23 protein-coding genes and 1 tRNA gene are annotated in these 25,064 nt (G+C 70.3%); 9 read left to right on the forward strand and 15 right to left on the reverse strand.

Going from position 1 to position 25,064, the window contains the following annotated elements; all coding sequences use genetic code 11:
• Nucleotides 1–7: 7 nt before the first annotated feature.
• The 11 genes from IF73_RS0102945 to dnaA all read right to left on the reverse strand — a co-directional run bounded on the left by IF73_RS0102945 (nucleotide 8) and on the right by dnaA (nucleotide 14,806).
• Nucleotides 8–1,918 carry a vWA domain-containing protein gene (locus IF73_RS0102945; RefSeq protein WP_234338139.1) on the reverse strand — a complete coding sequence of 637 codons (1,911 nt, stop codon included), beginning with the start codon at nucleotides 1,916–1,918 and terminating at the stop codon, nucleotides 8–10.
• Nucleotides 1,919–2,107: 189 nt separating this feature from the next.
• The gene (locus IF73_RS41810; RefSeq protein ID WP_208809277.1) at nucleotides 2,108–2,242 is read right to left on the reverse strand and encodes a DLW-39 family protein; all 135 of its coding nucleotides are present in this window, start codon (nucleotides 2,240–2,242) and stop codon (nucleotides 2,108–2,110) included.
• 148 nt (nucleotides 2,243–2,390) lie between these two features.
• Nucleotides 2,391–2,464 (reverse strand) — tRNA-Ile (locus tag IF73_RS0102955).
• A gap of 100 nt (nucleotides 2,465–2,564) precedes the next feature.
• Entirely contained in the window at nucleotides 2,565–3,131 is a 567-nt protein-coding gene (locus IF73_RS0102960; protein WP_031003085.1) for a DUF3566 domain-containing protein, read from the reverse strand.
• Between the two features lie 105 nt (nucleotides 3,132–3,236).
• Nucleotides 3,237–5,840: a DNA gyrase subunit A gene (gene gyrA, locus IF73_RS0102965; RefSeq protein WP_031003087.1), complete on the reverse strand. Its 2,604-nt coding sequence runs from the start codon at nucleotides 5,838–5,840 to the stop codon at nucleotides 3,237–3,239.
• A 41-nt stretch (nucleotides 5,841–5,881) separates the two neighbouring features.
• A complete protein-coding gene (gyrB, locus tag IF73_RS0102970) occupies nucleotides 5,882–7,912 on the reverse strand; it encodes a DNA topoisomerase (ATP-hydrolyzing) subunit B (RefSeq protein ID WP_031003089.1) in 2,031 nt (676 codons plus the stop codon).
• A 341-nt stretch (nucleotides 7,913–8,253) separates the two neighbouring features.
• On the reverse strand, nucleotides 8,254–8,814 hold the full coding sequence (locus IF73_RS0102975; RefSeq protein ID WP_031003091.1) for a DUF721 domain-containing protein: 561 nt from the start codon (nucleotides 8,812–8,814) through the stop codon (nucleotides 8,254–8,256).
• A complete protein-coding gene (gene recF / locus IF73_RS0102980) occupies nucleotides 8,811–9,932 on the reverse strand; it encodes a DNA replication/repair protein RecF (protein WP_031003093.1) in 1,122 nt (373 codons plus the stop codon). Before recF ends, IF73_RS0102975 begins: the two co-directional genes overlap by 4 nt.
• 59 nt (nucleotides 9,933–9,991) lie before the next feature.
• On the reverse strand, nucleotides 9,992–10,867 hold the full coding sequence (gene gnd, locus IF73_RS0102985) for a phosphogluconate dehydrogenase (NAD(+)-dependent, decarboxylating) (RefSeq protein WP_031003095.1): 876 nt from the start codon (nucleotides 10,865–10,867) through the stop codon (nucleotides 9,992–9,994).
• Nucleotides 10,868–10,990: 123 nt separating this feature from the next.
• Nucleotides 10,991–12,121, reverse strand: coding sequence for a DNA polymerase III subunit beta (dnaN, locus tag IF73_RS0102990; RefSeq protein WP_031003097.1), 1,131 nt, complete (start codon nucleotides 12,119–12,121; stop codon nucleotides 10,991–10,993).
• A 900-nt stretch (nucleotides 12,122–13,021) separates the two neighbouring features.
• A complete protein-coding gene (gene dnaA / locus IF73_RS0102995; protein ID WP_078867914.1) occupies nucleotides 13,022–14,806 on the reverse strand; it encodes a chromosomal replication initiator protein DnaA in 1,785 nt (594 codons plus the stop codon).
• Between the two features lie 356 nt (nucleotides 14,807–15,162).
• Here dnaA and rpmH point away from each other — a divergent pair, with 356 nt between their 5' ends.
• From rpmH to IF73_RS0103040, 9 genes are all read left to right on the forward strand, one after another.
• The gene (rpmH, locus tag IF73_RS0103000; RefSeq protein ID WP_015659252.1) at nucleotides 15,163–15,300 is read left to right on the forward strand and encodes a 50S ribosomal protein L34; all 138 of its coding nucleotides are present in this window, start codon (nucleotides 15,163–15,165) and stop codon (nucleotides 15,298–15,300) included.
• Nucleotides 15,301–15,320: 20 nt separating this feature from the next.
• Nucleotides 15,321–15,692, forward strand: coding sequence for a ribonuclease P protein component (gene rnpA, locus IF73_RS39305; RefSeq protein WP_043222725.1), 372 nt, complete (start codon nucleotides 15,321–15,323; stop codon nucleotides 15,690–15,692).
• Nucleotides 15,689–16,015, forward strand: a complete 327-nt coding sequence (yidD, locus tag IF73_RS0103010; protein ID WP_030493766.1) for a membrane protein insertion efficiency factor YidD — start codon at nucleotides 15,689–15,691, stop codon at nucleotides 16,013–16,015. The genes rnpA and yidD overlap by 4 nt, the downstream gene beginning before the upstream one ends.
• A 3-nt stretch (nucleotides 16,016–16,018) precedes the next feature.
• Nucleotides 16,019–17,311, forward strand: coding sequence for a membrane protein insertase YidC (gene yidC / locus IF73_RS0103015; RefSeq protein WP_031003106.1), 1,293 nt, complete (start codon nucleotides 16,019–16,021; stop codon nucleotides 17,309–17,311).
• 39 nt (nucleotides 17,312–17,350) lie between these two features.
• Entirely contained in the window at nucleotides 17,351–17,863 is a 513-nt protein-coding gene (locus tag IF73_RS0103020) for a protein jag (protein WP_031003107.1), read from the forward strand.
• 118 nt (nucleotides 17,864–17,981) lie between these two features.
• The gene (gene rsmG, locus IF73_RS0103025; RefSeq protein ID WP_031003109.1) at nucleotides 17,982–18,698 is read left to right on the forward strand and encodes a 16S rRNA (guanine(527)-N(7))-methyltransferase RsmG; all 717 of its coding nucleotides are present in this window, start codon (nucleotides 17,982–17,984) and stop codon (nucleotides 18,696–18,698) included.
• Nucleotides 18,699–18,936: 238 nt separating this feature from the next.
• Nucleotides 18,937–20,016: a ParA family protein gene (locus tag IF73_RS0103030; RefSeq protein WP_078867915.1), complete on the forward strand. Its 1,080-nt coding sequence runs from the start codon at nucleotides 18,937–18,939 to the stop codon at nucleotides 20,014–20,016.
• On the forward strand, nucleotides 20,013–21,068 hold the full coding sequence (locus IF73_RS0103035; protein WP_031003112.1) for a ParB/RepB/Spo0J family partition protein: 1,056 nt from the start codon (nucleotides 20,013–20,015) through the stop codon (nucleotides 21,066–21,068). The genes IF73_RS0103030 and IF73_RS0103035 overlap by 4 nt, the downstream gene beginning before the upstream one ends.
• Before the next feature lie 165 nt (nucleotides 21,069–21,233).
• Nucleotides 21,234–21,851, forward strand: a complete 618-nt coding sequence (locus IF73_RS0103040; protein WP_031003114.1) for a GNAT family N-acetyltransferase — start codon at nucleotides 21,234–21,236, stop codon at nucleotides 21,849–21,851.
• A gap of 33 nt (nucleotides 21,852–21,884) precedes the next feature.
• On the opposite strand, the gene trxA is transcribed toward IF73_RS0103040, so the two are convergent.
• The 4 genes from trxA to sigM form a co-directional block, all read right to left on the reverse strand.
• Complete coding sequence (gene trxA / locus IF73_RS0103045) at nucleotides 21,885–22,217, reverse strand: thioredoxin (RefSeq protein ID WP_031003116.1); 333 nt, start codon at nucleotides 22,215–22,217, stop codon at nucleotides 21,885–21,887.
• A gap of 46 nt (nucleotides 22,218–22,263) precedes the next feature.
• Nucleotides 22,264–23,229 (reverse strand): thioredoxin-disulfide reductase, encoded by a 966-nt coding sequence (gene trxB / locus IF73_RS0103050; protein WP_031003118.1) that lies wholly within the window; start codon nucleotides 23,227–23,229, stop codon nucleotides 22,264–22,266.
• 173 nt (nucleotides 23,230–23,402) lie between these two features.
• Nucleotides 23,403–24,350, reverse strand: a complete 948-nt coding sequence (locus IF73_RS0103055) for a hypothetical protein (RefSeq protein WP_031003120.1) — start codon at nucleotides 24,348–24,350, stop codon at nucleotides 23,403–23,405.
• Entirely contained in the window at nucleotides 24,347–25,048 is a 702-nt protein-coding gene (gene sigM / locus IF73_RS0103060; RefSeq protein WP_031003122.1) for an RNA polymerase sigma factor SigM, read from the reverse strand. The genes IF73_RS0103055 and sigM overlap by 4 nt, the downstream gene beginning before the upstream one ends.
• Nucleotides 25,049–25,064: the final 16 nt, after the last annotated feature.

The raw sequence follows: 25,064 nt of genomic DNA on the forward strand, positions 1-25,064 counted from the left end.
GTGTCCGTCACCGCGCCCTGCCCCGTGCCCGCCGGACGCCGAGGAGGACCCCCGTGAGCAGGAGGAGCGCCCCGCCGCCGGCCGCCAGGGCCGTCGTGCCGGACCATCCTGCCCCGCTCGTGCCTCCGGTGTCCGCACCGGGGGCGGATTCACCCGGCTCCGCGGGGGCCTTGGGGTCCGCCACGCGCGCGTGGTGCTCGGGTCCGGCCTTCTCCTGGCCCAGGACGCTGACGCGCAGGACGAAGCCGATCTCGGGGTCGCCGGGGATCCGGGCGGCGTCGGCGCCGAGGGTGACGGCGATGTAGTGGCCGCCGGGGAGGTGGACGGCGGTGACGTTCTGGTTCGGCTCGTAGCGGTTGGTCCAGGCGACCGGGACCGTGCCCATGCGCAGCTCGGCCGGCTCCCCGGTGTAGACGGTCCGTGAGTCGAAGACGCCGGTGCCGGTGCCGACCGGCTGCCGGGCGGGGGTGTAGACCTCGGTGGCGACGTAGGAGCGGGCCGGTCCCGTCATGCCGCCGGCGGCCGGTACGTTGCCGAACTCGACGTCGTAGCGCAGCTGCTGGCCCCAGCCGACGGGCACCTTGTACCAGCGGGTCTGGGCGGGCAGCAGGCGGTCGCGCCAGGCCCCGGTGGAGAGTTCCGTGGCGTCGTTGAAGCCGGTGCCGCCGCGGACCTCCCGCGGCTCTCCGGCGGGCACGGCGGCCTCGGGTCCGCCGGCGCCGTACTCGGGCTCCGACTGGGCCGGTACGGTCCCGGCGGGCAGCGGCTTCTCGACGCGGAGGAGCAGCTCCAGCGGCCAGCGTGCGGCGTCCGAGCCGGGCTTGCTGGTGCGCTCGACGGTCAGCCAGAAGCGGCCGGGCCGGTCGCAGGCGGAGTAGCGGGTCTGGGTGGGGACGCGGGCGACGGAGGAGGTAAGCGGGACCGCGCCCTCGTCCTGGTGGAAGATCTCGCCGCGGGTCTCGCAGCTGCCCTCGTCGCCGGTGGAGGAGAGCCAGACGAGGCTGGTGGTCAGCTTGTCGACGGTGTCGACAGCGGCGCCCGGCTGCGGGACGGCGGTGGCGGCGAAGTGGGCGTTGGAGTCGGCGTCGAGGGTGGTGGCGTAGTAGCGCTTCTCGCCGGGCCCGATGGTGTCGAGGTACTGCCCGGGGGCGAGGTCGGGCGCGCCGGAGCGGCCGGGGGTGCCCCGGACGGGCGTGCCGTCGAGCCGGTAGCCGTCGGCGGAGAGCCGGGCGGCGCGCTGGAGCTGGCGGGCGAGGGCGTCGGCGTCCGGGGCGTCGTAGTAGCGGCCGTTGCCGGCCTCGGCGACGCACTCCAGGTCCTCGCGGGCCCGGCCGGCGACCTGGAAGCCGACGGTGTCGATGCGCAGGCCGACGCCCTGGCGGGCGAGGTCGGCGGCGACCTCGCAGGGCTTGGGGGTGCCGCAGGTGTCCTCGCCGTCGGAGACCAGGAGGATCGTGCGGGTGGCGAGGGCGCCGCCGGCGGGCTTCGGCAGGTCCTCGGCGGCCTTGCGGAGGGAGAGCCCGATGGGGGTGTCGCCCTTGGGCGTGAGCGCGGCGACGGCGGCCTTGAGCCCGGCCCGGTCGAGCGGGGCGACGGGCCGGGCGAGGCGGGTGTCGTCGCAGCCGCTCGCCTGGTCGGCGCCGTAGACGCGCAGTCCGGTCGGGTGGCCGTCGGGGAGGCCGTCCACGACGGTGCCGATGGCGTCGCGGGCCGCCGCCATCCTCGTACGCCCGCCGGCCCCCGTGCCGCTCACCGGGTCGGCCATGGAGCCGGAGGAGTCGAGGACCATCACCAGGGCGCCGCCGGGGGCGGCCTCGGTGCCGTCCTCGGCCGCCGCCTGCGGTGCCGGGCCGAGCAGCAGCGCGAGTACGCCTGCCAGCGCGCCTCCCGCCGCGGCCCTTCGTCGTCCTGTGGTCACGGTGTCCCCCCGGTCGTCCTTGTTCGCGAGCACTCAACTTTGCCAGTGCAAGCTAGTCATTTGCTCAGGCGAATTCAAGGACTTTGTGTCACGGCCCTGGAACAGCGGGTGGAGGCGGGACCCGGAAACGCCGAGATCCCGGCCGCGCGTGGCGCGACCGGGATCTCTCGGTTTCAGATGGGTGGGGCCTCAGACACCGGAACCGGACGGCACGGAGTCGGTCGCCTCCGTCCACAGGTCCTGCTCGGCGCGATCCGCCTGGATCTGGCGGTACACGAGGAGCCCGCCGATGGCGGCCAGTGCGACCAGGAGCAGCTTCTTCACCGCGCGACCTCGTCTTTCGTTGACGTAGGAGTCTTCCTGACGCCCACTCTACACATCGACCGATACCGATCGGTGACCTGTGCGGGCGCCAAACCTCACACAACGAGATCGACCCGGACGGTGGAACCGTCCGGGTCGATCACTTCTGTGGGGCTAACAGGATTTGAACCTGTGGCCTCATCCTTATCAGGGATGCGCTCTAACCAACTGAGCTATAGCCCCGCCGCGCTTTGCGGTTTGTTTCCCGCCGCGCTGACTCCTGAACATTAGCGCACGTGGGGGCCAGTCCCAAAATCGGTTCCGGTGCCGGCCCCCTCGCGGTCTACTCGTCCTCGGCCAGCGTCAGCTCGACGCCGCCGACGAAGCCGGCGGACAGGTTGTAGATGAACGCGCCGAGGGTCGCCAGGGCGGTCATCAGGACCACGTCGATCACCGCGATCACCGAGGTGAACATCAGGACCCGGGGCAGCGACAGGAACGACTGCAGGTCGAAGCCGTTGGACTCGTTCGAGCCCGTCGCCTCGCTGATCGTCCCGCCGACCGTCGAGAAGACGCCCATGGCGTCCATGACCATCCACAGCACGGCCGCCGCGACGACCGTGCAGATGCCCAGGGCGATGGAGAGCAGGAAGCTCACCTTCATCACCGACCACGGGTCGGCCTTCGCCACCCGCAGCCGCGCCTTGCGGGTGCGCGGGGTCGTCCGCGCGCCCGTCCGGGGCCGCCGCACCGCGCCGGACTGGCCGCCCTGGGTGGGGCCGCCGCCCTGCGGGCCGTCGTAGGCCCGCGGCGGGTGGTAGGCGCCCGCCGGGGGCGCCGCCGGGCGCTCGCCGGGCAGGGCGCCGTTGTAGCCCTGATAGGGGGGCTGCTGCCCCCGAGTGTCCGTCACCGCAACCCCCTGGGAGTCCGTGGCCGAGCCACGGGCGCCGTGCGCTCCAGCACCTGCAGAAGCTCCGGCAGCCGCCGATCCGGCGCCCGTGGCTCCACTCACGCTCTACTCCTCGTGATCCCCGGTCGCAGGCTCCGTGCCCTCGACCGCTGCCTCGGCCTCGGCTGCCTCAAGGGCACCCTCGGCGTCGACGACGTCCTCGCCGTCCTCGTCCTCGCTGCCGGCCTCGGCGTTCCGTGCGATGCCGACGACGGCATCGCGCTTGCCCAGGTTGATCAGCTGGACGCCCATGGTGTCACGGCCGGTCTCCCTGACTTCGTTGACTCGCGTACGAATCACACCGCCGGACAGCGTGATGGCGAGGATCTCGTCGGTCTCCTCGACCACCAGCGCGCCCACGAGCGAGCCGCGGTCCTCCACGATCTTGGCGGCCTTGATGCCGAGGCCGCCACGGCCCTGGACGCGGTACTCGTCGACGGGGGTGCGCTTCGCGTAACCGCCGTCGGTCGCGGTGAAGACGAACGTACCGGGCCGGACGACATTCATCGAGAGCAGTTCGTCGTCCGCGCGGAAACTCATGCCCTTGACACCCGATGTGGCGCGTCCCATCGGGCGCAGCGCGTCGTCGGTGGCGGTGAAGCGGATCGACTGCGCCTTCTTCGAGATGAGCAGCAGGTCGTCCTCGGCGGAGGCCAGCTCGGCGCCGATCAGCTCGTCGTCGCTGCCGTCCTCCCGCTCCCGCAGGTTGATGGCGATGACACCGCCGGAGCGCGGCGAGTCGTAGTCCTTCAGCGCGGTCTTCTTCACCAGCCCGGAGCGGGTGGCGAGGACCAGGTACGGCGCGGCCTCGTAGTCGCGGATCGCCAGGATCTGGGCGATCTGCTCGTCCGGCTGGAAGGCCAGCAGGTTGGCCACGTGCTGGCCGCGGGCGTCCCGGCCGGCGTCCGGCAGCTCGTACGCCTTGGCCCGGTAGACCCGGCCCTTGTTGGTGAAGAAGAGCAGCCAGTGGTGGGTGGTGGAGACGAAGAAGTGGTCGACGATGTCGTCCTGCTTCAGCTTCGTCCCGCGCACGCCCTTGCCGCCGCGCTTCTGCGAGCGGTAGTCCTCGGTCTTGGTCCGCTTCACGTAGCCGCCACGCGTGATGGTGACGACGATGTCCTCCTCGGCGATGAGGTCCTCGATGGACATGTCACCGTCGAAGGGCACCAGCTTGGAGCGGCGGTCGTCGCCGAACTTGTCGACGATCGCGGCCAGTTCCTCGCTGACGATGGCCCGCTGCTTCTCGGGCGAGGCGAGGATCGCGTTGTACTCGTTGATCTTCGCCTGCAGCTCGTCGTGCTCGGCGATGATCTTCTGGCGCTCCAGGGCGGCGAGCCGGCGGAGCTGCATCTCCAGGATCGCGTTGGCCTGGATCTCGTCGATCTGGAGGAGGCCCATCAGGCCCTCGCGGGCGACCTCGACCGTCTCGCTGCGGCGGATGAGGGCGATGACCTCGTCGATCGCGTCGAGCGCCTTGAGGAGGCCGCGCAGGATGTGGGCGCGCTCCTCGGCCTTGCGCAGCCGGAACTTGGTCCGGCGGACGATGACCTCGATCTGGTGCGTCACCCAGTGGCGGATGAACGCGTCCAGGGAGAGGGTGCGCGGCACGCCGTCGACGAGCGCCAGCATGTTGGCGCCGAAGTTCGTCTGGAGGTCGGTGTGCTTGTACAGGTTGTTGAGGACGACCTTGGCGACCGCGTCCCGCTTGAGCACGATGACCAGGCGCTGGCCGGTCCGGGACGAGGTCTCGTCGCGGACGTCGGCGATGCCGCCGATCTTGCCGTCCTTCACCAGGTCGGCGATCTTCTGCGCGAGGTTGTCCGGGTTGACCTGGTAGGGCAGCTCGGTGACCACCAGGCACTGGCGGTTCTGGATCTCCTCGACCTCGACGACCGCGCGCATGGTGATGGAGCCGCGGCCGGTGCGGTACGCCTCCTCGATGCCCTTGCGGCCGACGACGAGCGCGCCGGTCGGGAAGTCGGGGCCCTTGATCCGCTCGATGAGCGCGTCGAGGAGCTCCTCGTGGCCGGCCTCGGGGTTCGCCAGGTACCACTGGGCGCCCTCGGCGACCTCGCGGAGGTTGTGCGGCGGGATGTTGGTGGCCATGCCGACCGCGATACCGGCGGAGCCGTTGACCAGCAGGTTCGGGAAACGGGCCGGGAGGACCGTCGGCTCCTGGTTGCGGCCGTCGTAGTTGTCCGTGAAGTCGACGGTCTCCTCGTCGATGTCGCGGACCATCTCCATCGACAGCGGCGCCATCTTGCACTCGGTGTAGCGCATGGCGGCGGCCGGGTCGTTGCCCGGGGAGCCGAAGTTGCCGTTGGAGTCGACGAGCGGCATCCGCATCGACCACGGCTGGGCCAGACGGACCAGCGCGTCGTAGATGGAGGAGTCGCCGTGCGGGTGGTACGTGCCCATGACGTCGCCGACGACGCGGGCGCACTTGTAGAAGCCCTTCTCGGGCCGGTAGCCGCCGTCGTACATCGCGTACAGCACGCGCCGGTGGACGGGCTTGAGGCCGTCACGCACGTCGGGCAGCGCGCGGGACACGATGACGGACATCGCGTAGTCGAGGTACGAGCGCTGCATCTCGGTCTCGAGCCCGACGGGCTCGATGCGCAGCACCGGCTCTTCTTCTTCGGTGGTCACGGGAGGGTTCTCGTCGGCCATTGCTGGTGGTCAGTCCTTTCGTGCGGTCAGCTGAGACCGACTCAGATGTCGAGGAAGCGAACGTCCTTGGCGTTGCGCTGGATGAAGGAGCGCCGTGCCTCGACGTCCTCGCCCATCAGCACCGAGAACAGGTCGTCGGCCTGGGCGGCGTCGTCCAGGGTGACCTGGCCGAGCACCCGGTGCTCGACGTCCATGGTGGTGACGCGCAGCTCCTCGGCGTTCATCTCGCCGAGACCCTTGAAGCGCTGGATCGAGTCTTCCCTGATCCGCTTGCCGTTCTGCTTGCCCAGCTCGACCAGCGCGTCGCGCTCGCGGTCCGAGTACGCGTACTCGAAGTCGTCCCGGCCCCACTTGATCTTGTAGAGCGGCGGGCGGGAGAGGTACACGTGCCCGTGCTCGATCAGCGGCCGCATAAAGCGGAAGAGGAAGGTCAGCAGCAGGGTGTTGATGTGCTGGCCGTCGACGTCGGCGTCCGCCATCAGGATGATCTTGTGATAGCGGAGCTTCTCGATGTCGAAGTCCTCGTGGACCCCGGTGCCGAAGGCCGAGATCAGTGCCTGGACCTCGGTGTTCTGGAGGATCTTGTCGATCCGGGCCTTCTCGACGTTCAGGATCTTGCCGCGGATCGGCAGGATGGCCTGGTACATCGGGTTCCGGCCGGACTTGGCGGAGCCGCCGGCGGAGTCGCCCTCGACGATGAAGATCTCGCACTTGGTGGGGTCGTTCGACTGGCAGTCGGAGAGCTTGCCCGGCAGGGAGGCCGACTCCAGCAGACCCTTGCGGCGGGTGAGGTCGCGGGCCTTGCGGGCGGCCACGCGCGCGGTGGCGGCGGTGATGCCCTTGCGGATGATGTCCGCGGCCTCGTTCGGGTTGCGGTCGAACCAGTCCGTCAGGTGCTCGTGGACGACCTTCTGCACGAAGGTCTTCGCCTCGGTGTTGCCGAGCTTGGTCTTGGTCTGGCCCTCGAACTGCGGCTCGCCGATCTTGATCGAGATGATCGCGGTCAGACCCTCGCGGATGTCGTCGCCCGTGAGGTTGTCGTCCTTCTCGCGGAGCAGCTTCTTCTCGCGCGCGTACTTGTTGACGAGCGTCGTCAGCGCGGCGCGGAAGCCCTCCTCGTGGGTACCGCCCTCGTGGGTGTGGATCGTGTTGGCGAAGGAGTACACGCCCTCGCTGTACGACGAGTTCCACTGCATCGCGATCTCGGCGGAGAGCAGGCGCTCCTTGTCCTCGGCCTCGATGTCGATGACGGTCGGGTTGATCAGCTCGCCCTTGCGCGAGTTGAGGTACTTCACGAAGTCGACGATGCCGCCCTCGTAGTGGTACGTCACCGTGCGCGCGGCCGGCTCTGCGGCGGCCTCGGCGTCCGGGTCGTCGGCGCCGACGGTGGCCTTGGCGGACTCGCGCTCGTCGGTGAGCGTGATCGTCAGGCCCTTGTTGAGGAAGGCCATCTCCTGGAAGCGGCGGGAGAGCGTCTCGAAGGAGTACTCGACCGTCTCGAAGATGTCGGGGTCGGACCAGAACGTGACCGAGGTGCCGGTCTCGGAGGTCTCCTCGTGCTGGGCGAGGGGCGCGGTGGGAGCACCCATCTTGTAGTCCTGCGTCCAGCGGTAGCCGTCCGTCTTGATCTCGACGGAGACCTTCGTGGACAGCGCGTTCACCACGGAGACGCCGACGCCGTGCAGACCGCCGGAGACCGCGTAGCCGCCGCCGCCGAACTTGCCGCCCGCGTGGAGGACGGTCAGCACGACCTCCACGGCCGGCTTGCCCTCGGACTCGACGATGCCGACGGGGATGCCACGGCCGTTGTCGACGACGCGCACGCCGCCGTCGGCCAGGATCGTCACGTCGATGGTGTCCGCGTGGCCGGCCAGGGCCTCGTCGACCGAGTTGTCGACGACCTCCTGCACCATGTGGTGCAGGCCGCGCTCACCGGTCGAGCCGATGTACATACCGGGGCGCTTGCGCACCGCATCCAGACCCTCGAGGACCTGGATGTTGCTGGCGGTGTACTGGTTGTTCTCGTTGGGGTTGCCGGAATCGGCCACGAAGCGCCCTTTCTGGCACAGCACAGGCCGTGCTCCGGGCATAGAGGAGCCGGCTGCGTCGTTCGACAGTTCCGCAGTGTGGCGGGATTGTCTTCCAGTCTACCGGTACCGCCGACAGTCATGGGGGTTTGCGGGTACCTGAAAGCGCATGTGCCGCCCTGAGCGCCCCCGAGACGACTCCCCATATCCGGACAGGGTCTCCAGGGGCCCCTGACGGCCACCTAGCGCTTCGAGTCGTAGCTCGTAGTGGGCAGGCGCTCCGCCGCGTTGTGGGCAGGCGTTCCGCAAGGGCGGAACGGGTGGGCACAACGCCCTGCGCGACGGCGCCCGACTGCTTGGGCCCGCGCCCGAGGACCGTCCCCGTCCTACCCGTACGTATCCCCGGGCCCCACAGACCCCGGCGCCCGCAACGGCCCGAACCGCCGCGCACCCGCCCCCGGCCCCAGCACCTTGATCAACCGCACGGTCCCGTGCCCAAGGTCCTCGTTGAGCCGGGCGACCAGCGTCGGCGCGAGCAACCGCAGCTGCGTCGCCCACGCCGTCGAGTCGCACTGCACGGTCAGCACGCGCGCGTCCGGCTCCTCCTCGTACTTCACCGGTACGCAGTGCTTGGCGAGGTCCTCCCCGACGATCTGCGGCCACCGACCCATGACCCCGCCGACCGCGGCCGGCGTCTCCCAGCCCCGCTCGGCGAGCAGCCGGTTGATCGCGGCGCCGAGCGCCATCGGGTCCCGCCCGTCGGCACGCGCGCCGGAGCGCAGGCCGCCGCCGCGCCGGGCCTGCTTCTTCTGCTGCGCGGCCGCCCCACGCGCGCGTGCCTGCTCCTTCGCGGCGCGCAGGGCGACCCGGGCGAGGTCCACCCCCGAGGGCTCGGGGGCCGCGGGCTTGTCCACAGGCTGTGGGGAAGTTTCCTCGGTGCCGCTCATACGCGCTCCACCGTCCCTCCGCTCACCGCGTACCGCGTCCCCGCCAGGACGCCCGGCACGTCGTCGTCGACCGCCGCGGTCACCAGCACCTGCTCGCCGTGGGCCACCAGCTCGGCCAGCCGCTCGCGCCGGCGCGCGTCCAGCTCGGCGAAGACGTCGTCCAGGACGAGGACCGGCTCGTTGCCCTCGGAGCGCAGCAGGTCGTACGAGGCGAGGCGGAGCGCCAGCGCGTACGACCAGGACTCGCCGTGGCTCGCGTACCCCTTGGCCGGCAGGTCGCCGAGGCGGAGCAGCAGCTCGTCCCGGTGCGGGCCGACGAGGGTGACCCCGCGCTCGATCTCCTGCTTGCGGGCCTCCGCGAGGGCGGCGATCAGCTGCTCGTACAGCTCCTCGCGGGTGTGTCCGGTGCCGGGGGCGGAAGGCCGGTACTCCAGCAGAATCGGTCCGCCGCCGGGCGCGAGCTGTTCGTACGCCTTGTCCGCGAGCGGCTGGAGGGTGTGGACGAGGTCGAGACGCTGGGCGAGCAGCTCGGCGCCGGCCCGGGCCAGGTGCTGGTCCCAGACGTCGAGGGTGGAGAGGTCCATGCCGCGGCCGCCGTGCCGGCGGGCCATCGCGGCGGACTTCAGCAGGGTGTTCCGCTGCTTCAGCACCCGCTCGTAGTCGGAGCGCACGCCCGCCATGCGCGGCGCGCGCGCCGTGATCAGTTCGTCGAGGAAGCGCCGGCGCTCGCCGGGGTCGCCCTTGATCAGCGACAGGTCCTCGGGGGCGAAGAGCACGGTCCGCACGATGCCGAGCACGTCACGCGGTCTGACCTGCGAGGACCTGTTGATGCGGGCACGGTTGGCGCGGCCCGGGTTGAGCTCCAGCTCGACCAGCTGGGAGCGCTCGCCCTGGGTGACGGCGGCCCGGATGACGGCCCGCTCGGCGCCCATCCGCACCAGCGGGGCGTCCGAGGCGACGCGGTGGCTGCCGAGGGTGGCGAGATAGCCGACGGCCTCGACGAGATTGGTCTTGCCCTGGCCGTTCGCCCCCACGAACGCGGTGACGCCCGGGTCGAGGGGTACCTCGGCCCGGGCGTACGAGCGGAAGTCGGCCAGCGAGAGATGCGTGACGTGCATGGTGGGCGCCGGCCTTCCCCCGGTCGCTGTGCACCGGGTGGTGCACAGCCTGTGGATTGCTACTTCTTCTCGACCGCGTGGCCGCCGAACTGGTTGCGCAGCGCGGCGATCATCTTCATCTGCGGCGAGTCGTCCTGGCGGGACGCGAACCGCGCGAACAGCGACGCGGTGATCGCCGGGAGCGGTACGGCGTTGTCGATGGCGGCCTCGACGGTCCACCGGCCCTCGCCGGAGTCCGACGCGTAGCCGCGCAGCTGGTCCAGGTGCTCGTCCTCGTCGAGGGCGTTGACCGCGAGGTCGAGCAGCCAGGAACGGATGACCGTGCCCTCCTGCCAGGAGCGGAAGATCTCGCGGACGTTCTCCACGGAGTCGACCTTCTCCAGGAGCTCCCAGCCCTCGGCGTACGCCTGCATCATCGCGTACTCGATGCCGTTGTGGACCATCTTCGCGAAGTGGCCCGCGCCGACCTTGCCCGCGTGCACGGCGCCGTACGGGCCCTCGGGCTTGAGCGCGTCGAAGATCGGCTGGACCTTCGCGACGTTCTCGGCGTCGCCGCCGTACATCAGCGCGTAGCCGTTCTCCAGGCCCCAGACGCCGCCGGAGACGCCGCAGTCGACGAAGCCGATGCCCTTGGCGGCGAGCTCCTCCGCGTGCTTCTCGTCGTCGGTCCAGCGGGAGTTCCCGCCGTCCACGACGATGTCACCGGGGGAGAGCAGCTCCGCCAGCTCGTCGACGGTGGACTGGGTCGCCGCGCCGGCGGGGACCATGACCCACACGACGCGCGGACCCTTGAGCTTGTTCACAAGCTCTTCGAGGCTGTGGACATCGGCGAGGTCCGGGTTGCGGTCGTATCCGATGACGGTGTGGCCTGCGCGGCGGATGCGCTCGCGCATGTTGCCGCCCATCTTGCCGAGACCGACGAGACCGAGCTCCATCAGAGTGTTCCTTTAGCGTCGTGTGCGGTTCCTACCCGGGTCCGAGCCTACGCCCGGACCCGGCCGCACACCTGTGGGGTCAGCCGCTCAGTCGACGCCCCTCACCCGCAGGTCAGCCCGGCGTCAGCCGCTCAGTCGCACCGGCATGATCAGGTACTTGTAGGCGTCGTCCGCCTCCGCGTCCACCGCCGGGCGACCGCTCAGCAGGGCGGGCTTGGTGGAGGTCGTGAAGGACAGCTGGGCGACCGGGGAGTCGATCGCGCTCAGGCCGTCCAGCAGGAAGGTCGGGTTGAAGGCGATCGAGATGTCGTCGCCGTCCAGCTGCGCGTCGACCCGCTCCACAGCCTGTGCGTCGTCGCTGGAGCCGGCCTCCAGGATGAGGACGCCCTGCTCGAAGCTGAGGCGGACGGGCGTGTTGCGCTCGGCGACCAGGGCCACGCGCTTGACGGCCTCCACGAAGGGGGCGGTCTCGATCACCGCGACCGAGTTGAACTCGGTGGGGAAGAGCGTGCGGTACTTCGGGAGGTCGCCCTCCAGGAGGCGGGTGGTGGTGCGGCGGCCCGCGCCCTCGAAGCCGATGAGGCCCTCGCCCTTGCCGGAGCCGGAGAGCGCCAGCGTGACGGTGTCGCCGCTGGTGAGCGCCTTCGCGGTGTCCAGGAGGGTCTTCGCGGGCACCAGGGCGACCGCGGAGGCGTCCGGGGACTCCGGCTTCCACAGGAACTCGCGGACCGCGAAGCGGTAGCGGTCGGTGGAGGCCAGGGTGACGGTGTCGCCCTCGATCTCGATGCGCACACCGGTGAGGACGGGCAGCGTGTCGTCACGGCCGGCGGCGATGGCCACCTGGGCGGCGGCGGCGGCGAAGACCTCGCCGGGGACGGTGCCGGTCGCGGTGGGCATCTCCGGCAGCGCCGGGTACTCCTCCACAGGGAGGGTGTGGAGGGTGAAGCGGGAGGAGCCGCAGACAACGGTCGCCCGTACACCGTCTGTGGAGATCTCCACCGGACGGTTGGGGAGGGCGCGGCAGATGTCGGCGAGGAGGCGGCCGGAGACGAGGACGGTGCCGTCCTCCTCGACCTCGGCCTCGACGGAGACGCGGGCGGAGACCTCGTAGTCGAAGCTCGAGAAGCTCAGCGCGCCGTCCTCGGCCTTCAGCAGAAGGCCCGCGAGTACGGGAGCCGGCGGACGGGCCGGAAGGCTGCGGGCCACCCACGCCACCGCCTCCGCGAGTACATCGCGCTCCACCCGGATCTTCACCGGAACCGCCTCCTGCTTGTTGCTGGCTCTTCGTCGACTGCGGGATCCAGTCTGACGTACGCCGCCGACACTCGGTGCGGCTCGGGGTCAAGTCGTGACGAGAGCGCGTCAGGGCTCCGGCGCCGAGTTGTGCACAGGCCCCGCTTCAAAACGATTCCCGGGCTAACTATGAGTGGAAGTAGTAGTAGGGCCTGTGGAAACCGTGGATAACGCCATCTGCGCAGGTCAGAGCCCGTTTTTTGTCCACTGCCCCTGTGGGTGGAACCGGTGGACAACCACGGTTCTCTGTGGACACGCGAAAGTTCTGCACACCCGATACACAGGCGAGGGGTAGTTCTCCCCAGTGCTGTCCCCAGCTTTCCCCAGGTTCCCCACAGCCCAAACGTCTCCCTTGGTGTGACGCCTTTCACTCCGGCTGGTGAGAGGGGGTGTTTTGTTGCCGAACAGTGGACAGCGGTGTGGAGAAGCTGTGGGCAACCGGCCCGCCCCTGTGGGCAGCCGGTGGACAACTCTTCGGGCCCCCTGTGGACGAAAGATTCATCCACAGCCTGTGGAGATCGGTTGCCAACAAATCCACACCCCTCTGAGCTGGCGTGATGGTCTGTCACCAGCCCGGCCTGTGGACACAATCCGGATAACTCGACAGTCCCCACCCTGTGGACGGGAGATCATCCCCCAATCTGTGGAGAACCCGCCACCGGAACGGAGTAATCGAACACGGCCATCCGGGGCATGGCGCCTCGTGGCGTCCGGACGCCACCGACAGCCCCACCGCAGCCCCACCGACAGCCCCACCGCAGCCCCATTCGACAGACGCCATCGACAGACGTCTCCCGGCAACGCCGAAGGGCGCCCCGGGAGGTGTCCCGGAGCGCCCTTCGAGGCACGTACGGCGGTGTGTCAGCCGTTCTTGATGCGGTTGGTCAGCTCGGTGACCTGGTTGTAGATGGAGCGCCGCTCCGCCATCAGGGCCCGGATCTTCCGGTCCGCGTGCATCACCGTCGTGTGGTCGCGGCCACCGAACTGCGCACCGATCTTCGGCAGCGACAGATCGGTGAGCTCCCGGCACAGGTACATGGCGATCTGGCGGGCCGTCACCAGCACCCGGCTGCGGGAGGAACCGCAGAGGTCCTCCACCGTCAGCCCGAAGTAGTCGGCCGTGGCCGCCATGATGGCCGGCGCCGTGATCTCCGGCGACGAGTCCTCGCCGCCCGGGATCAGGTCCTTGAGGACGATCTCGGTCAGCCCCAGGTCCACCGGCTGCCGGTTGAGGCTCGCGAAGGCCGTCACCCGGATCAGCGCGCCCTCCAGCTCGCGGATGTTCCGCGAGATCCGGGAGGCGATGAACTCCAGCACCTCCGGCGGGGCGTTCAGCTGCTCCTGCACCGCCTTCTTGCGGAGGATCGCGATGCGCGTCTCCAGCTCCGGCGGCTGCACGTCGGTGGTGAGTCCCCACTCGAAGCGGTTGCGCAGCCGGTCCTCCAGGGTCACCAGCTGCTTGGGAGGCCGGTCCGAGGAGAGCACGATCTGCTTGTTCGCGTTGTGGAGCGTGTTGAAGGTGTGGAAGAACTCCTCCTGCGTCGACTCCTTGCTCGCGAGGAACTGGATGTCGTCGACGAGCAGGATGTCCACGTCGCGGTAGCGCTTGCGGAAGGCGTCGCCCTTGCCGTCGCGGATCGAGTTGATGAACTCGTTGGTGAACTCCTCCGAGCTCACGTACCGCACGCGCGTGCCGGGGTAGAGGCTCCGCGCGTAGTGCCCGATGGCGTGCAGCAGGTGCGTCTTGCCGAGCCCCGACTCGCCGTAGATGAAGAGGGGGTTGTACGCCTTCGCCGGCGCCTCGGCCACCGCGACCGCGGCCGCGTGGGCGAACCGGTTCGAGGAACCGATGACGAAGGTGTCGAAGAGGTACTTCGGGTTCAGGCGCGCGTGCGGCTCGCCGGGCCCGCCGGAGCCGGAGCCCGTACCGGAGGAGCCGAGCGAGCCCTGGCCGATGCCCGGACCCACGCCCTGGCCGCCGGCGCCAGGCCCGGGCCGCGGACCGGCCCCCGGCGGCTCGGGCAGCTCGGCGCGCTCGGGCCGCTGCGGCTGCTCGTAGCCGCGGGAGGGCTCGTCGTAGCGCGGCAGCCCGGTCTGCTCCGGGGCCGGGCCGGTGTACGGGGCGCGCTCGGGGAAACCGCCGAGGCGCGGCTGCTGCCAGGAGAGGTCCTCCTGGGACCGCGGCCAGGCGCCCGGCTCGGGGCGCGGCGGCTGCGGGTAGTCCGGGTAGGCGGGGCGCGCGGTGGGCAGCCCGTCGTCGGACAGCGCCCGGTGGCCGTACCCGTCGTACTTCTCGTACGGCTCGGGCTGCGGCCGCTCGTCGTAGCGGGGCTGTGGCGGCCGGCCGGGGGAGGGCGCGGGCGGCTGTTCGCCGACGGAGTCGTCGACGGTGATCGCGATCCGGATCGGGCGGCCGCACTCGCGGCTGAGGGTCTCGCTGATCAGCGGGGCCAGCCGGCCCTCCAGGACCCGCTTGCCCCATTCGTTGGGGACGGCGAGCAGGGCCGTGTCGGCGACCAGGGCGAGCGGCTGGCAGCGCTCGATCCACTGTTTGTCCTTCGGCTCGATGCCCTGCTGTCCTTCTCCGAGCAGCTGGTCGAGCACGCGTGGCCACACTGCGGCAAGATCGGCAGGTACGTCAGCCACAGGGCACGCTTTCTCGCAGGTCCCACGAATGTGTGGTTCTCGGGACGACAGGAACAGAACGGAAGAGACAGTCGAGTCCAGTCACGGTAGTCGTGGCGGCTGACGTGGTTCAAGTTGTTGTCCACAGCCTGTGCACAAAGGGGCCCGCCGACGGGTCGGTTTGACCGGATGGCGTAACCGCGCGTACCGTAACCAGGTCGAGTTGTCGATGGCTGCTGCCGCCTGCCTCCGATGGGCAAAGATCACCTTGTGTGGTCGCGTAGCGGTGCACTCGAGCGTATGCGAGCTACTCGTGGGCGCACGGTGACAGCCAGGCGATGTCCCGCCACCACCCGAATCATTTCTGGAGCCCCCGAGTGAGCAAGCGCACCTTCCAGCCGAACAACCGTCGTCGCGCGAAGACCCACGGCTTCCGCCTGCGCATGCGTACCCGTGCCGGCCGCGCCATCCTGGCGAACCGCCGTGCCAAGGGTCGCGCGAGCCTGTCCGCCTGATCTTCTAAACAGGTCATGACGTGCTGCCTACCGAGAATCGGCTGAGGCGGCGCGAGGACTTCGCAACCGCGGTACGCCGAGGACGCCGGGCCGGTCGCCCGCTCCTCGTCGTCCACCTACGAAGCGGTGCAACGGACCCGCACGCGCCTGGGGAGAGCGCTCCCCCGACGCGTGCGGGTTTCGTCGTGAGCAAGGCCGTGGGCGGTGCGGTCGTCCGCAACCAGGTGAAGCGTCGTCTGCGCCACCTCGTCCGCGACCGGCTGTCCGCGCTGCCCCCCGGTAGCCTGGTGGTCGTACGGGCGTTGCCCGGAGCCGGTGACGCCGACCACGCCCACCTGGCCCGCGACCTGGACGCCGCTCTCCAGCGGCTGCTGGGAGGGGGTACGCGATGAAGTACCCGTTCCTCGCCCTCATCAAGCTGTACCAGTGGACGATCAGCCCGCTTCTGGGCGACGTCTGCCGGTACTACCCGTCGTGTTCCCACTACGGATTCACGGCCATAGACCGGCATGGCGCGATCAAGGGCATCGCCCTGACCGCCTGGCGCATCCTGCGGTGCAACCCGTGGTCGCCGGGCGGAGTGGACCATGTCCCCCCGCGGAAGCGTCCGCGCTGGCACGAGATGCTCAGGAACGCGCTGCGCGGCGACAAGGGCGGGATCTCCGCCGAGACGAGCCCGGCCGCAGAGACCTCGCCCAATGCTCAAGGAGCCTGATTAGTGGACACGATTGCCAGTCTGTTCAGCTTCATCACCTGGCCCGTTTCCTGGGTCATCGTCCAGTTCCACAAGCTGTACGGGGCCGTCTTCGGTCCTGACACGGGCTGGGCCTGGGGTCTGTCGATCGTGTCCCTCGTGGTGCTGATCCGCATCTGCCTGATCCCGCTCTTCGTGAAGCAGATCAAGGCGACGCGGAACATGCAGGCGCTCCAGCCGAAGATGAAGGCGATCCAGGAGCGCTACAAGAGCGACAAGCAGCGTCAGTCCGAAGAGATGATGAAGCTGTACAAGGAGACGGGCACCAACCCGCTCTCCTCGTGCCTTCCCATCCTCGCCCAGTCGCCGTTCTTCTTCGCCCTGTACCACGTGCTGTCCAACATCGCGTCGGGCAAGGAGATCGGTGTCCTCAACCAGGAGCTGGTCGACAGCGCCCGTCAGGCGCACATCTTCGGTGCCCCGATCGCCTCGAAGTTCATGGACTCGCCCGAGGCCGTCGCGGCCCTCGGCGCCTCGCTGACCGATGTCCGCGTCGTCACCGCGATCATGATCGTCCTGATGTCGGCCTCGCAGTTCTTCACCCAGCGCCAGCTGATGATGAAGAACGTCGACCTCTCGGTGAAGACCCCGTACATGCAGCAGCAGAAGATGCTCATGTACATCTTCCCGGTGATCTTCGCCGTCATGGGCATCAACTTCCCCGTCGGTGTCCTCGTCTACTGGCTGACCACCAACGTGTGGACCATGGGCCAGCAGATGTACGTGATCAACCAGAACCCGACCCCGGGCAGCAAGGCGCAGGACTCCTACCTCCAGCGCCTGCTGAAGAGCGTCACGCACCACGGTGAGGTCCGCAGCCGGCGCCACAAGGCCGTCGTCAAGGCGATCGTCGCCAAGGGCTCCGACCGCAACGAGAACGAGCGCCGCTTCATCGGCGCCCTGTCCAAGGCCGGCTTCGCCGCCCAGGCCGACGGCACCGTGGTGAAGAGCGACGCCGCCGTCGCCGAGGCCGAGGGCACCGCCGCCCCCAAGCGGCAGCAGCCCAAGCGCCAGACCAAGGCCCAGCGCCAGGCCGGCGGCCAGCAGGCCAAGGGCGACGAGGCCGTCACCGAGACCGCCGAGGAGTCCGCGGGCGAGACCGCCCAGGACACCGGGGCGAAGACCTCGCTGGAGAAGAAGCCCGAGACGCCCGCCAAGGGCGGCACGCAGGGTGGCGGCCGCAGCCGCGCCAACTCCGGCGGCTCCCGCCAGCGCAAGGGCCAGCAGCGGCCCAAGCACCCGTCCTCCAAGAAGTAGAAGCGTCCCCGTAGCTTCGTAGCCAGAAGGAGTCCATCCGTGACGGAAGGCACCACCTCCGCCGCCGCCGAGGGTGGCGACACCCTGACCCGCCTGGAGCAGGAGGGTGAGATCGCGGCCGACTACCTTGAGGGTCTGCTCGACATCGCCGACCTCGACGGCGACATCGACATGGACGTCGAGGCGGACCGGGCCGCGGTCTCGATCATCAGCGACTCCGGCAGCCGCGACCTGCAGAAGCTCGTGGGCCGCGACGGCGAGGTGCTGGAGGCGCTCCAGGAGCTGACCCGCCTGGCGGTGCACCGGGAGACCGGTGACCGCAGCCGGCTGATGCTCGACATCGCCGGGTTCCGCGCGCAGAAGCGCACGGAGCTGGCCCAGATCGGCGCCAAGGCCGCGGACGAGGTGAAGTCCACCGGCCAGCCGGTCAAGCTGGACCCGATGACCCCGTTCGAGCGCAAGGTCGTGCACGACGCGGTCGCCGCCGCCGGTCTGCGCAGCGAGTCCGAGGGCGAGGAGCCGCAGCGCTTCGTCGTCGTCCTCCCTGCCTGACCCCCCTCATCGCGTCGGCCCCGTCTGTTCGCAGACGGGGCCGATCTTTGTCAGCCTGATAGTTCAGCCACCACAGTGCGCTCGCACGGTACGCGTGCGGCACGGAAGGACGGTTCCCGTGACGGAGGCAGCGGAGCTCCCCGAGGCGCCCGAGCAGGCACGGAAGGTCTTCGGCGAGTACTTCCCCGAGGCCGTGCGGTACGCGGAACTGCTCGCGGACGCCGGTGTGAAGCGCGGGCTCATCGGCCCCCGCGAGGTCCCGCGGCTGTGGGAGCGCCACCTGCTGAACTGCGCCGTCCTCGGCGAGGTCGTCCCCGAGGGCGTGACCGTGTGCGACGTCGGCTCCGGCGCCGGTCTGCCCGGCATCCCGCTGGCCCTGGTGCGGCCGGATCTGAAGATCACGCTCCTGGAGCCGCTGCTGCGCCGGATCACCTTCCTCCAGGAGGTCGTGGAGCTGCTCGGCCTCGACCACGTGACCGTCGTACGCGGTCGCGCCGAGGAGATGCTCGGCAAGTTCCCGCCGGTCCACGTCGTGACCGCCCGTGCCGTGGCGCCCCTCGACCGGCTGGCCGGCTGGGGCGTCCCCCTGCTCCGTCCCTACGGAGAGATGCTGCTGCTGAAGGGCGACACCGCGGAGGAGGAGCTCGACGGGGCGCGTGCCGCGCTCTCCAAGCTGGGCGTGGTGGAGACCTCGGTGCTCCACGTCGGCGAGGGCATCGTCGACCCGATGTCCACGGTGGTCCGGGTCGAGGTCGGCGAGAGCCCCGGCGGTGTGCGCTTCGCGGCCAAGCGGGCCAAGGCCGCCCGGACGAGCAAGACCCGTAGGCGCCGCTGAGCGTCGCATTCGTCCGCATTCACGGAGTGTCGGACGGTCCCGGCAGGGCCGCAGGGGCATCGTGTTTCACGTGAAACGTCGCTCACTGCTCCAGGGGATCATCAGCCGCGGGCGTGCGGCTGCCACCCCCCGGGACCGCCGACCCCGTGTGAAGCCACCCGCGAGGGTTACGGAGTTTTCCACAGAGGTGGATTCACCCACAGATCCACCGACCTCGCTGGTTCCGGACCCCGAAGGCATGGCAGGCTCTTCCCATCGCGAGCTTGATGCCGAGGAGAGTGAATCCTTGCGGTCCGACGCCAACATCGCGGGACCGATGACCGATCCGGTCCCCGGTCCCCGAACCGAATCGGCGGGGGAGGATGTTTCACGTGAAACACTGCCCCCGATGGACGACACCCCCATTGGCCGTGCAGCCCAGCTGGCCGTAGAGGCCCTGGGCCGGGCCGGGGAGGGACTGCCCCGTCCCGAGCAGACCCGCATCATGGTGGTGGCCAACCAGAAGGGCGGCGTGGGCAAGACGACCACGACCGTCAACCTGGCCGCCTCCCTGGCGCTGCACGGTGCCCGCGTCCTCGTCATCGACCTGGACCCGCAGGGCAACGCCTCCACGGCCCTGGGCATCGACCACCACGCCGACGTCCCCTCCATCTACGACGTCCTCGTCGACAGCCGGCCGCTCTCCGAGGTGGTCCAGCCGGTCCTGGACGTCGAAGGTCTCTTCTGCGCCCCGGCCACGATCGACCTCGCCGGCGCGGAGATCGAGCTGGTGTCGATGGTGGCGCGGGAGAGCCGGCTCCAGCGCGCGATCCAGGCGTACGAGCAGCCGCTGGACTACGTCCTGATCGACTGCCCGCCCTCCCTCGGCCTGCTCTCGGTGAACGCCCTGGTGGCGGGCGCCGAGGTGCTCATCCCGATCCAGTGCGAGTACTACGCGCTGGAGGGCCTGGGCCAGCTCCTGAAGAACGTGGACCTGGTCCGCGGACACCTCAACCCGACGCTGCACGTCTCGACGATCCTGCTGACCATGTACGACGGCCGGACCCGGCTCGCCTCGCAGGTCGCCGAGGAGGTCCGCAGCCACTTCGGGAAGGAGGTGCTCCGGACCAGCATCCCGCGGTCCGTCCGCATCTCCGAGGCCCCCAGCTACGGCCAGACCGTGATCACCTACGACCCCGGTTCCAGCGGAGCCCTGTCGTACATCGAAGCGGCGCGCGAGATCGCCTTCCGGGGCGTCGCCGTCCACTACGAGCCCCAGCAGCACGGCCGCCTGGGGCACCAGAACAACCAGCACAGCATGGCGGAGGAACTTCAGTGAGCGACCGACGTAGGGGACTGGGGCCGCGGGGGCTCGGCGCGCTGTTCGCCGGCGCCCCCCAGGACCAGCAGGCGCCGGAGACCGGCGCCGTCTCCACGCTCCCCGGGAGCGGCGCGGCACGCCTGTTCCCCCAGGGAGCCCCGCAGCCCGAGACCGCCGCCGAGCCGGCGCAGCCCGAGCCGACGCTGGTCGCCGGGGCGTACTTCACCGAGATCCCGATCGGTGACATCAGCCCCAACGCACAGCAGCCCCGCAAGGTCTTCGACGAGGACGCCCTCGCCGAGCTGGTCACCTCCATCAAGGAGGTCGGTCTGCTCCAGCCCGTGGTCGTCCGCAAGGCCGAGGGCGGGCGCTATGAGCTGATCATGGGCGAGCGGCGCTGGCGGGCCTCCGACGAGGCCGGTCTGCAGACCATCCCCGCGATCGTCCGGGCCACCGACGACGAGAAGATGCTCCTGGACGCGCTCCTGGAGAACCTGCACCGGGCCCAGCTGAACCCGCTGGAGGAGGCCGCCGCGTACGAGCAGCTGCTCACCGACTTCAGCTGCACCCATGACCAGCTCGCCGACCGGATCGGGCGTTCCCGCTCGCAGGTCTCCAACACCCTCCGGCTGCTGCGGCTCTCCCCGGCGGTCCAGCGCCGGGTCGCCGCCGGGGTGCTCTCCGCCGGCCACGCCCGCGCCCTCCTCGGTGTCGAGGACCCGGAGGCGCAGGACCAGCTGGCGCAGCGGATCGTCGCCGAGGGGCTCTCGGTGCGCTCGGTCGAGGAGATCGTGCGGCTCATGAGCTTCGACGAGCCCGCCGCCGCGAAGACGAGGAAGCCCCGGGCGGGCGGCCGGGTCTCGCCGGTCTTCTCCAGCCTGGCCACGCGCCTCTCGGACCGTTTCGAGACCCGGGTGAAGGTCGACCTGGGGCAGTCGAAGGGCAAGATCGTCGTCGAGTTCGCCTCGGTGGAGGACCTCGACCGGATCCTTTCGACGCTGGCCCCCGGCGAGGACAACGTGAAGCAGATGCTGAAGGCGGAGCAGGAGTGGGAGGAGGACGGGGAGTAGTCCCCGTAGGACCCCCCCAGGGCGGGTCGCGTTCCGGTCGTCATCGGAACGCGGCCCGCCCTTTGCCTGTGTGCGGTGTCGCCCCGACAGCCCGCTGGTTACGATTCCGAGAGCCGTATCCGTGCTCGGTTGGCCGTCCGACGGCCAGGGAAGCGAGGGGCAGCCGTGGGGCGTCGGCTCGTACCGCTCACGCTGGACAATCTTCCGCACCTTCCGAAGCGCTGTCGCTCCTGTGTCTTCTGGGAGCTCGATCCGGTGAGCGGGGAGGCCGCCGTGAAGGCGGCCCGCGCGGAGGTCGAGAAGGAGGCGTGGATCTCCGCCGTGCTGCTGGAGTGGGGGTCCTGCGGCCGGGTCGTCTACGTGGACGACGTGCCGGTCGGCTATGTGCTCTACGCTCCCCCGGCCTATGTGCCTCGGTCGACGGCCTTCCCCACGAGCCCCGTGGCGGCCGACGCCGTCCAGCTGATGACGGCCTGGATCATGCCGGAGTACCAGGGGCAGGGCCTGGGCCGGGTGATGGTGCAGACGGTCGCCAAGGACGTGCTGCGGCGCGGCTTCAAGGCGATCGAGGCGTTCGGCGACGCCCGCTGGAAGGAACCGGCCTGTGTGCTGCCGGCCGACCACCTCCTCGCGGTCGGCTTCAAGACCGTCCGGCCCCACCCCGCCTTCCCCCGGCTCCGCCTGGAGCTGCGGACGACGCTCTCCTGGAAGGAGGACGTCGAGATGGCCCTGGACCGCCTGCTCGGCGCGGTGCAGAAGGAGCCGGCCCTCCGGCCTCTGTGAGCCCGGCGACGGAGAACGTGAAACAACGCGGGGTCACTTCGCCTCGACGAAGGGCTCCAGGTCGCGGAGGATGGCGGCCTTCGGCTTGGCGCCGACGATGGTCTTCACGACCTCGCCGCCCTGGTAGACGTTGAGCGTCGGGATGGACATGACGCCGTACTTGGCGGCCGTGGCCGGGTTCTCGTCGATGTTGAGCTTCACGATCTCGATCTCGCCGTGCTCGGCGGCGATGGCCTCCAGCGACGGGGCGATCTGACGGCACGGGCCGCACCAGGCAGCCCAGAAGTCCACCAGGACGGGCTTGTCGCTCTTGAGGACGTCCTCTTCGAAGGAAGCGTCGGTCACGTTCTTCAGGGCGCCGGCCACGGCGGCCTCCTTAACTTCGCGGGGTGTGGGGTGGGGAGAGTTCGGGTCAGACCGCGGGGGTCTCGGCCAGCTTCTCGCTGTCGGCGAGGGCGGCCAGGAAGCGCTCGGCGTCGAGCGCGGCGGAGCAGCCGGTACCGGCTGCCGTGATCGCCTGGCGGTAGGTGTGGTCGACGACGTCGCCGGCGCCGAAGACACCCGTCAGGTTGGTGCGGGTCGACGGGGCGGCGACCTTGAGGTAGCCCTCCTCGTCGAGTTCCAGCTGGCCCTTGAACAGCTCGGTCCGCGGGTCGTGGCCCACGGCGATGAAGAGACCGGTCACCGGCAAGGCGGTGGTCTCGCCCGTCTTGGTGTTGCGCAGGGTCAGACCGGAGAGCTTCTGCTCGCCGTGGATCTCGGTCACCTCGTTGTCCCAGGCGAACTTGATCTTCGGGTCGGCGAAGGCGCGCTCCTGCATCGCCTTGGAGGCGCGCAGGGTGTCACGACGGTGGACGATCGTCACCGACTTGGCGAAGCGCGAGAGGAAGGTCGCCTCCTCGATCGCGGTGTCGCCGCCGCCGACGACGGCGATGTCCTGGTCCTTGAAGAAGAAGCCGTCGCAGGTGGCGCACCAGGAGACACCGCGGCCGGAGAGAGTGTCCTCGTTCGGCAGGCCCAGCTTGCGGTGCTGCGAGCCGGTGGTGACGATGACGGCCTTGGCGCGGTGCACGGTGCCGGCGGTGTCGGTGACCGTCTTGATGTCACCGGTGAGGTCCACGGCGACGACATCGTCCGGGACGAGCTCGGCACCGAAGCGCTCGGCCTGCGCCCGCATGTTGTCCATGAGGTCCGGGCCCATGATGCCGTCACGGAAACCGGGGAAGTTCTCGACCTCGGTGGTGTTCATCAGGGCGCCACCGGCGGTCACGGCGCCCTCGAAGACCAGCGGGTTCAGCGACGCGCGGGCCGTGTAGAGCGCGGCGGTGTAACCCGCGGGCCCGGAGCCGATGATGATCACGTTACGGACGTCGCTCACGGGTTTCTTCCTCGTCTCTGCAGACTGCCTACTGCCTACGGGGCGGTGTCTCGGTCACTCTCACCCCACCCAACGGATCCTAAGGGGCCAGCATTCCCGAGGGCGCCGCGCGGCGCGTACGTGAGACGGACAGTGAGACGGAGAGTGGGACGGACGGCGGGACGGGGGCTTGCTCAGGGCTTCGGGTAGGACGCTGTCCGGAGCAGTTGAGCCGGGGTGTCCCCGGTGCAGGAGGCGTTGACGACGTATGCCTGGACGCGGTCGGCGTCGGACCGGTCGGGCAGGACGAGCAGATAGGCGGCGACGCCCTCGTACTCGCCGCGCTCCGAGGCGAGGACGGTGTCCTGGCGGCCGGTGCCCGCGAGCACGCAGCCGGGGAGGGCGGGGTCGCTGTTCCGCTGGGCGGCGCCGACGCCCTCCGTCTCCTCGGCGGCGAGCGATTCGGGCTGCTCGCCCTTCGGCGTACGGGCGGTGAGGTCGTCCGCGAGCAGACCCCGGACGCGGTCCTCGACCGGTTCGCCGGAGAACGTGCCGAGGGGCGCGCTCACCGCGACGTCGGCCTTGGCGCCCTGGCTCTCCGATGAGCCGTTCTGGGTGAGCGCGTAGAGGCTGAACGCGCAGAACGCGGCGACGACCGTCCCGGCGATCCCCGTGAGGGCGGCGATGCGACCCCGGTGGCGGGTGCGCCCCCGCCCGGGACCGGTGGCCGCCCGGGGGCGGCCCTGCGGGCGGTCGGAGCCCGTCGTACGCCCGCCGGCGGGCCGGGCCGCGGAGTCCGACTCCGCTGTTTCACGTGAAACAGCGTCCTCGGGAGCCGTGGTGGTTTCACGTGAAACAGGCCGGGTGGACTCCGGGGCGGTGGCGTCGAGGAGGGCCTCGGCGGCGAGGGCGGCGTCGATCCGGCCGGCGATCTCGGCGGGCATGCGCGGCGGGCCCGGGAGGGTGCCGAGGAGTCCGCGGATCTCCTCGAGGGAGCTCCGGACGTCGGCACAGAGGGGGCAGCCGTCCAGATGCCGGCGGATCGTGGCGGAGCGGCTCGGGGAGAGCAGCCCCTCCGTCAGGTCGGAGATCTCCGAGACGTCCGGGTGCTGTGCTGTGTCGGCCTTGTCGGTCGTGGTCACGCGCGCCCACCTCCGCCCTTCACAGCAGCTGGATCGATCGGTCCGGTTTCCGTCGGCTCCGACACCGGTGGGACGGATGCCCCCGGCGTCCGGTTCCTTCCCCCGTCGGGAGCCTCGTTACCCACGGTGTCGGCGCGCAGATGAGTGAGCATCGGCAGCAGCCGGGCCCGGCCGCGTGCACAGCGGCTCTTCACGGTGCCGGTGGGAACGCCGAGGATACGGGCCGCCTCCGCGACCGGGTATCCCTGCATGTCGACGAGGACGAGCGCTGCGCGCTGGTCGGGGGCGAGGGTGGCGAGCGCGCCGAGCAGCTGCCGGTGGAGGTCCTGGCGTTCGGCGGGTGCCTCGGCGGACTCGTGCGGTTCGAGGAGCTGCTCGAAGCGGGCGGTGTCGTCCACCGGGGAGGTCCTGCGGCTGGCGCTCTTGCGCAGGCGGTCCAGGCAGGCGTTCACGGTGATGCGGTGGAGCCAGGTCGTGACGGCCGACTGGCCCCGGAAGGTGTGGGCGGCCCGGAAGGCCGAGAGGAGGGCGTCCTGGACGGCGTCGGCGGCCTCCTCGCGGTCGCCCAGGGTACGGAGCGCCACCGCCCACAGGCGGTCGCGGTGGCGCCGTACGAGCTCACCGAAGGCGTCCGGGTCCCCGGCGACATGACGGGCCAGGAGTTCCCGGTCGTCTGCGGCGTCTATCGGACGGTCCAACGGTGACAGCCCCCCT

Source organism: Streptomyces sp. NRRL F-5727, from assembly GCF_000719555.1.
Taxonomy (GTDB): Bacteria; Actinomycetota; Actinomycetes; order Streptomycetales; family Streptomycetaceae; genus Streptomyces.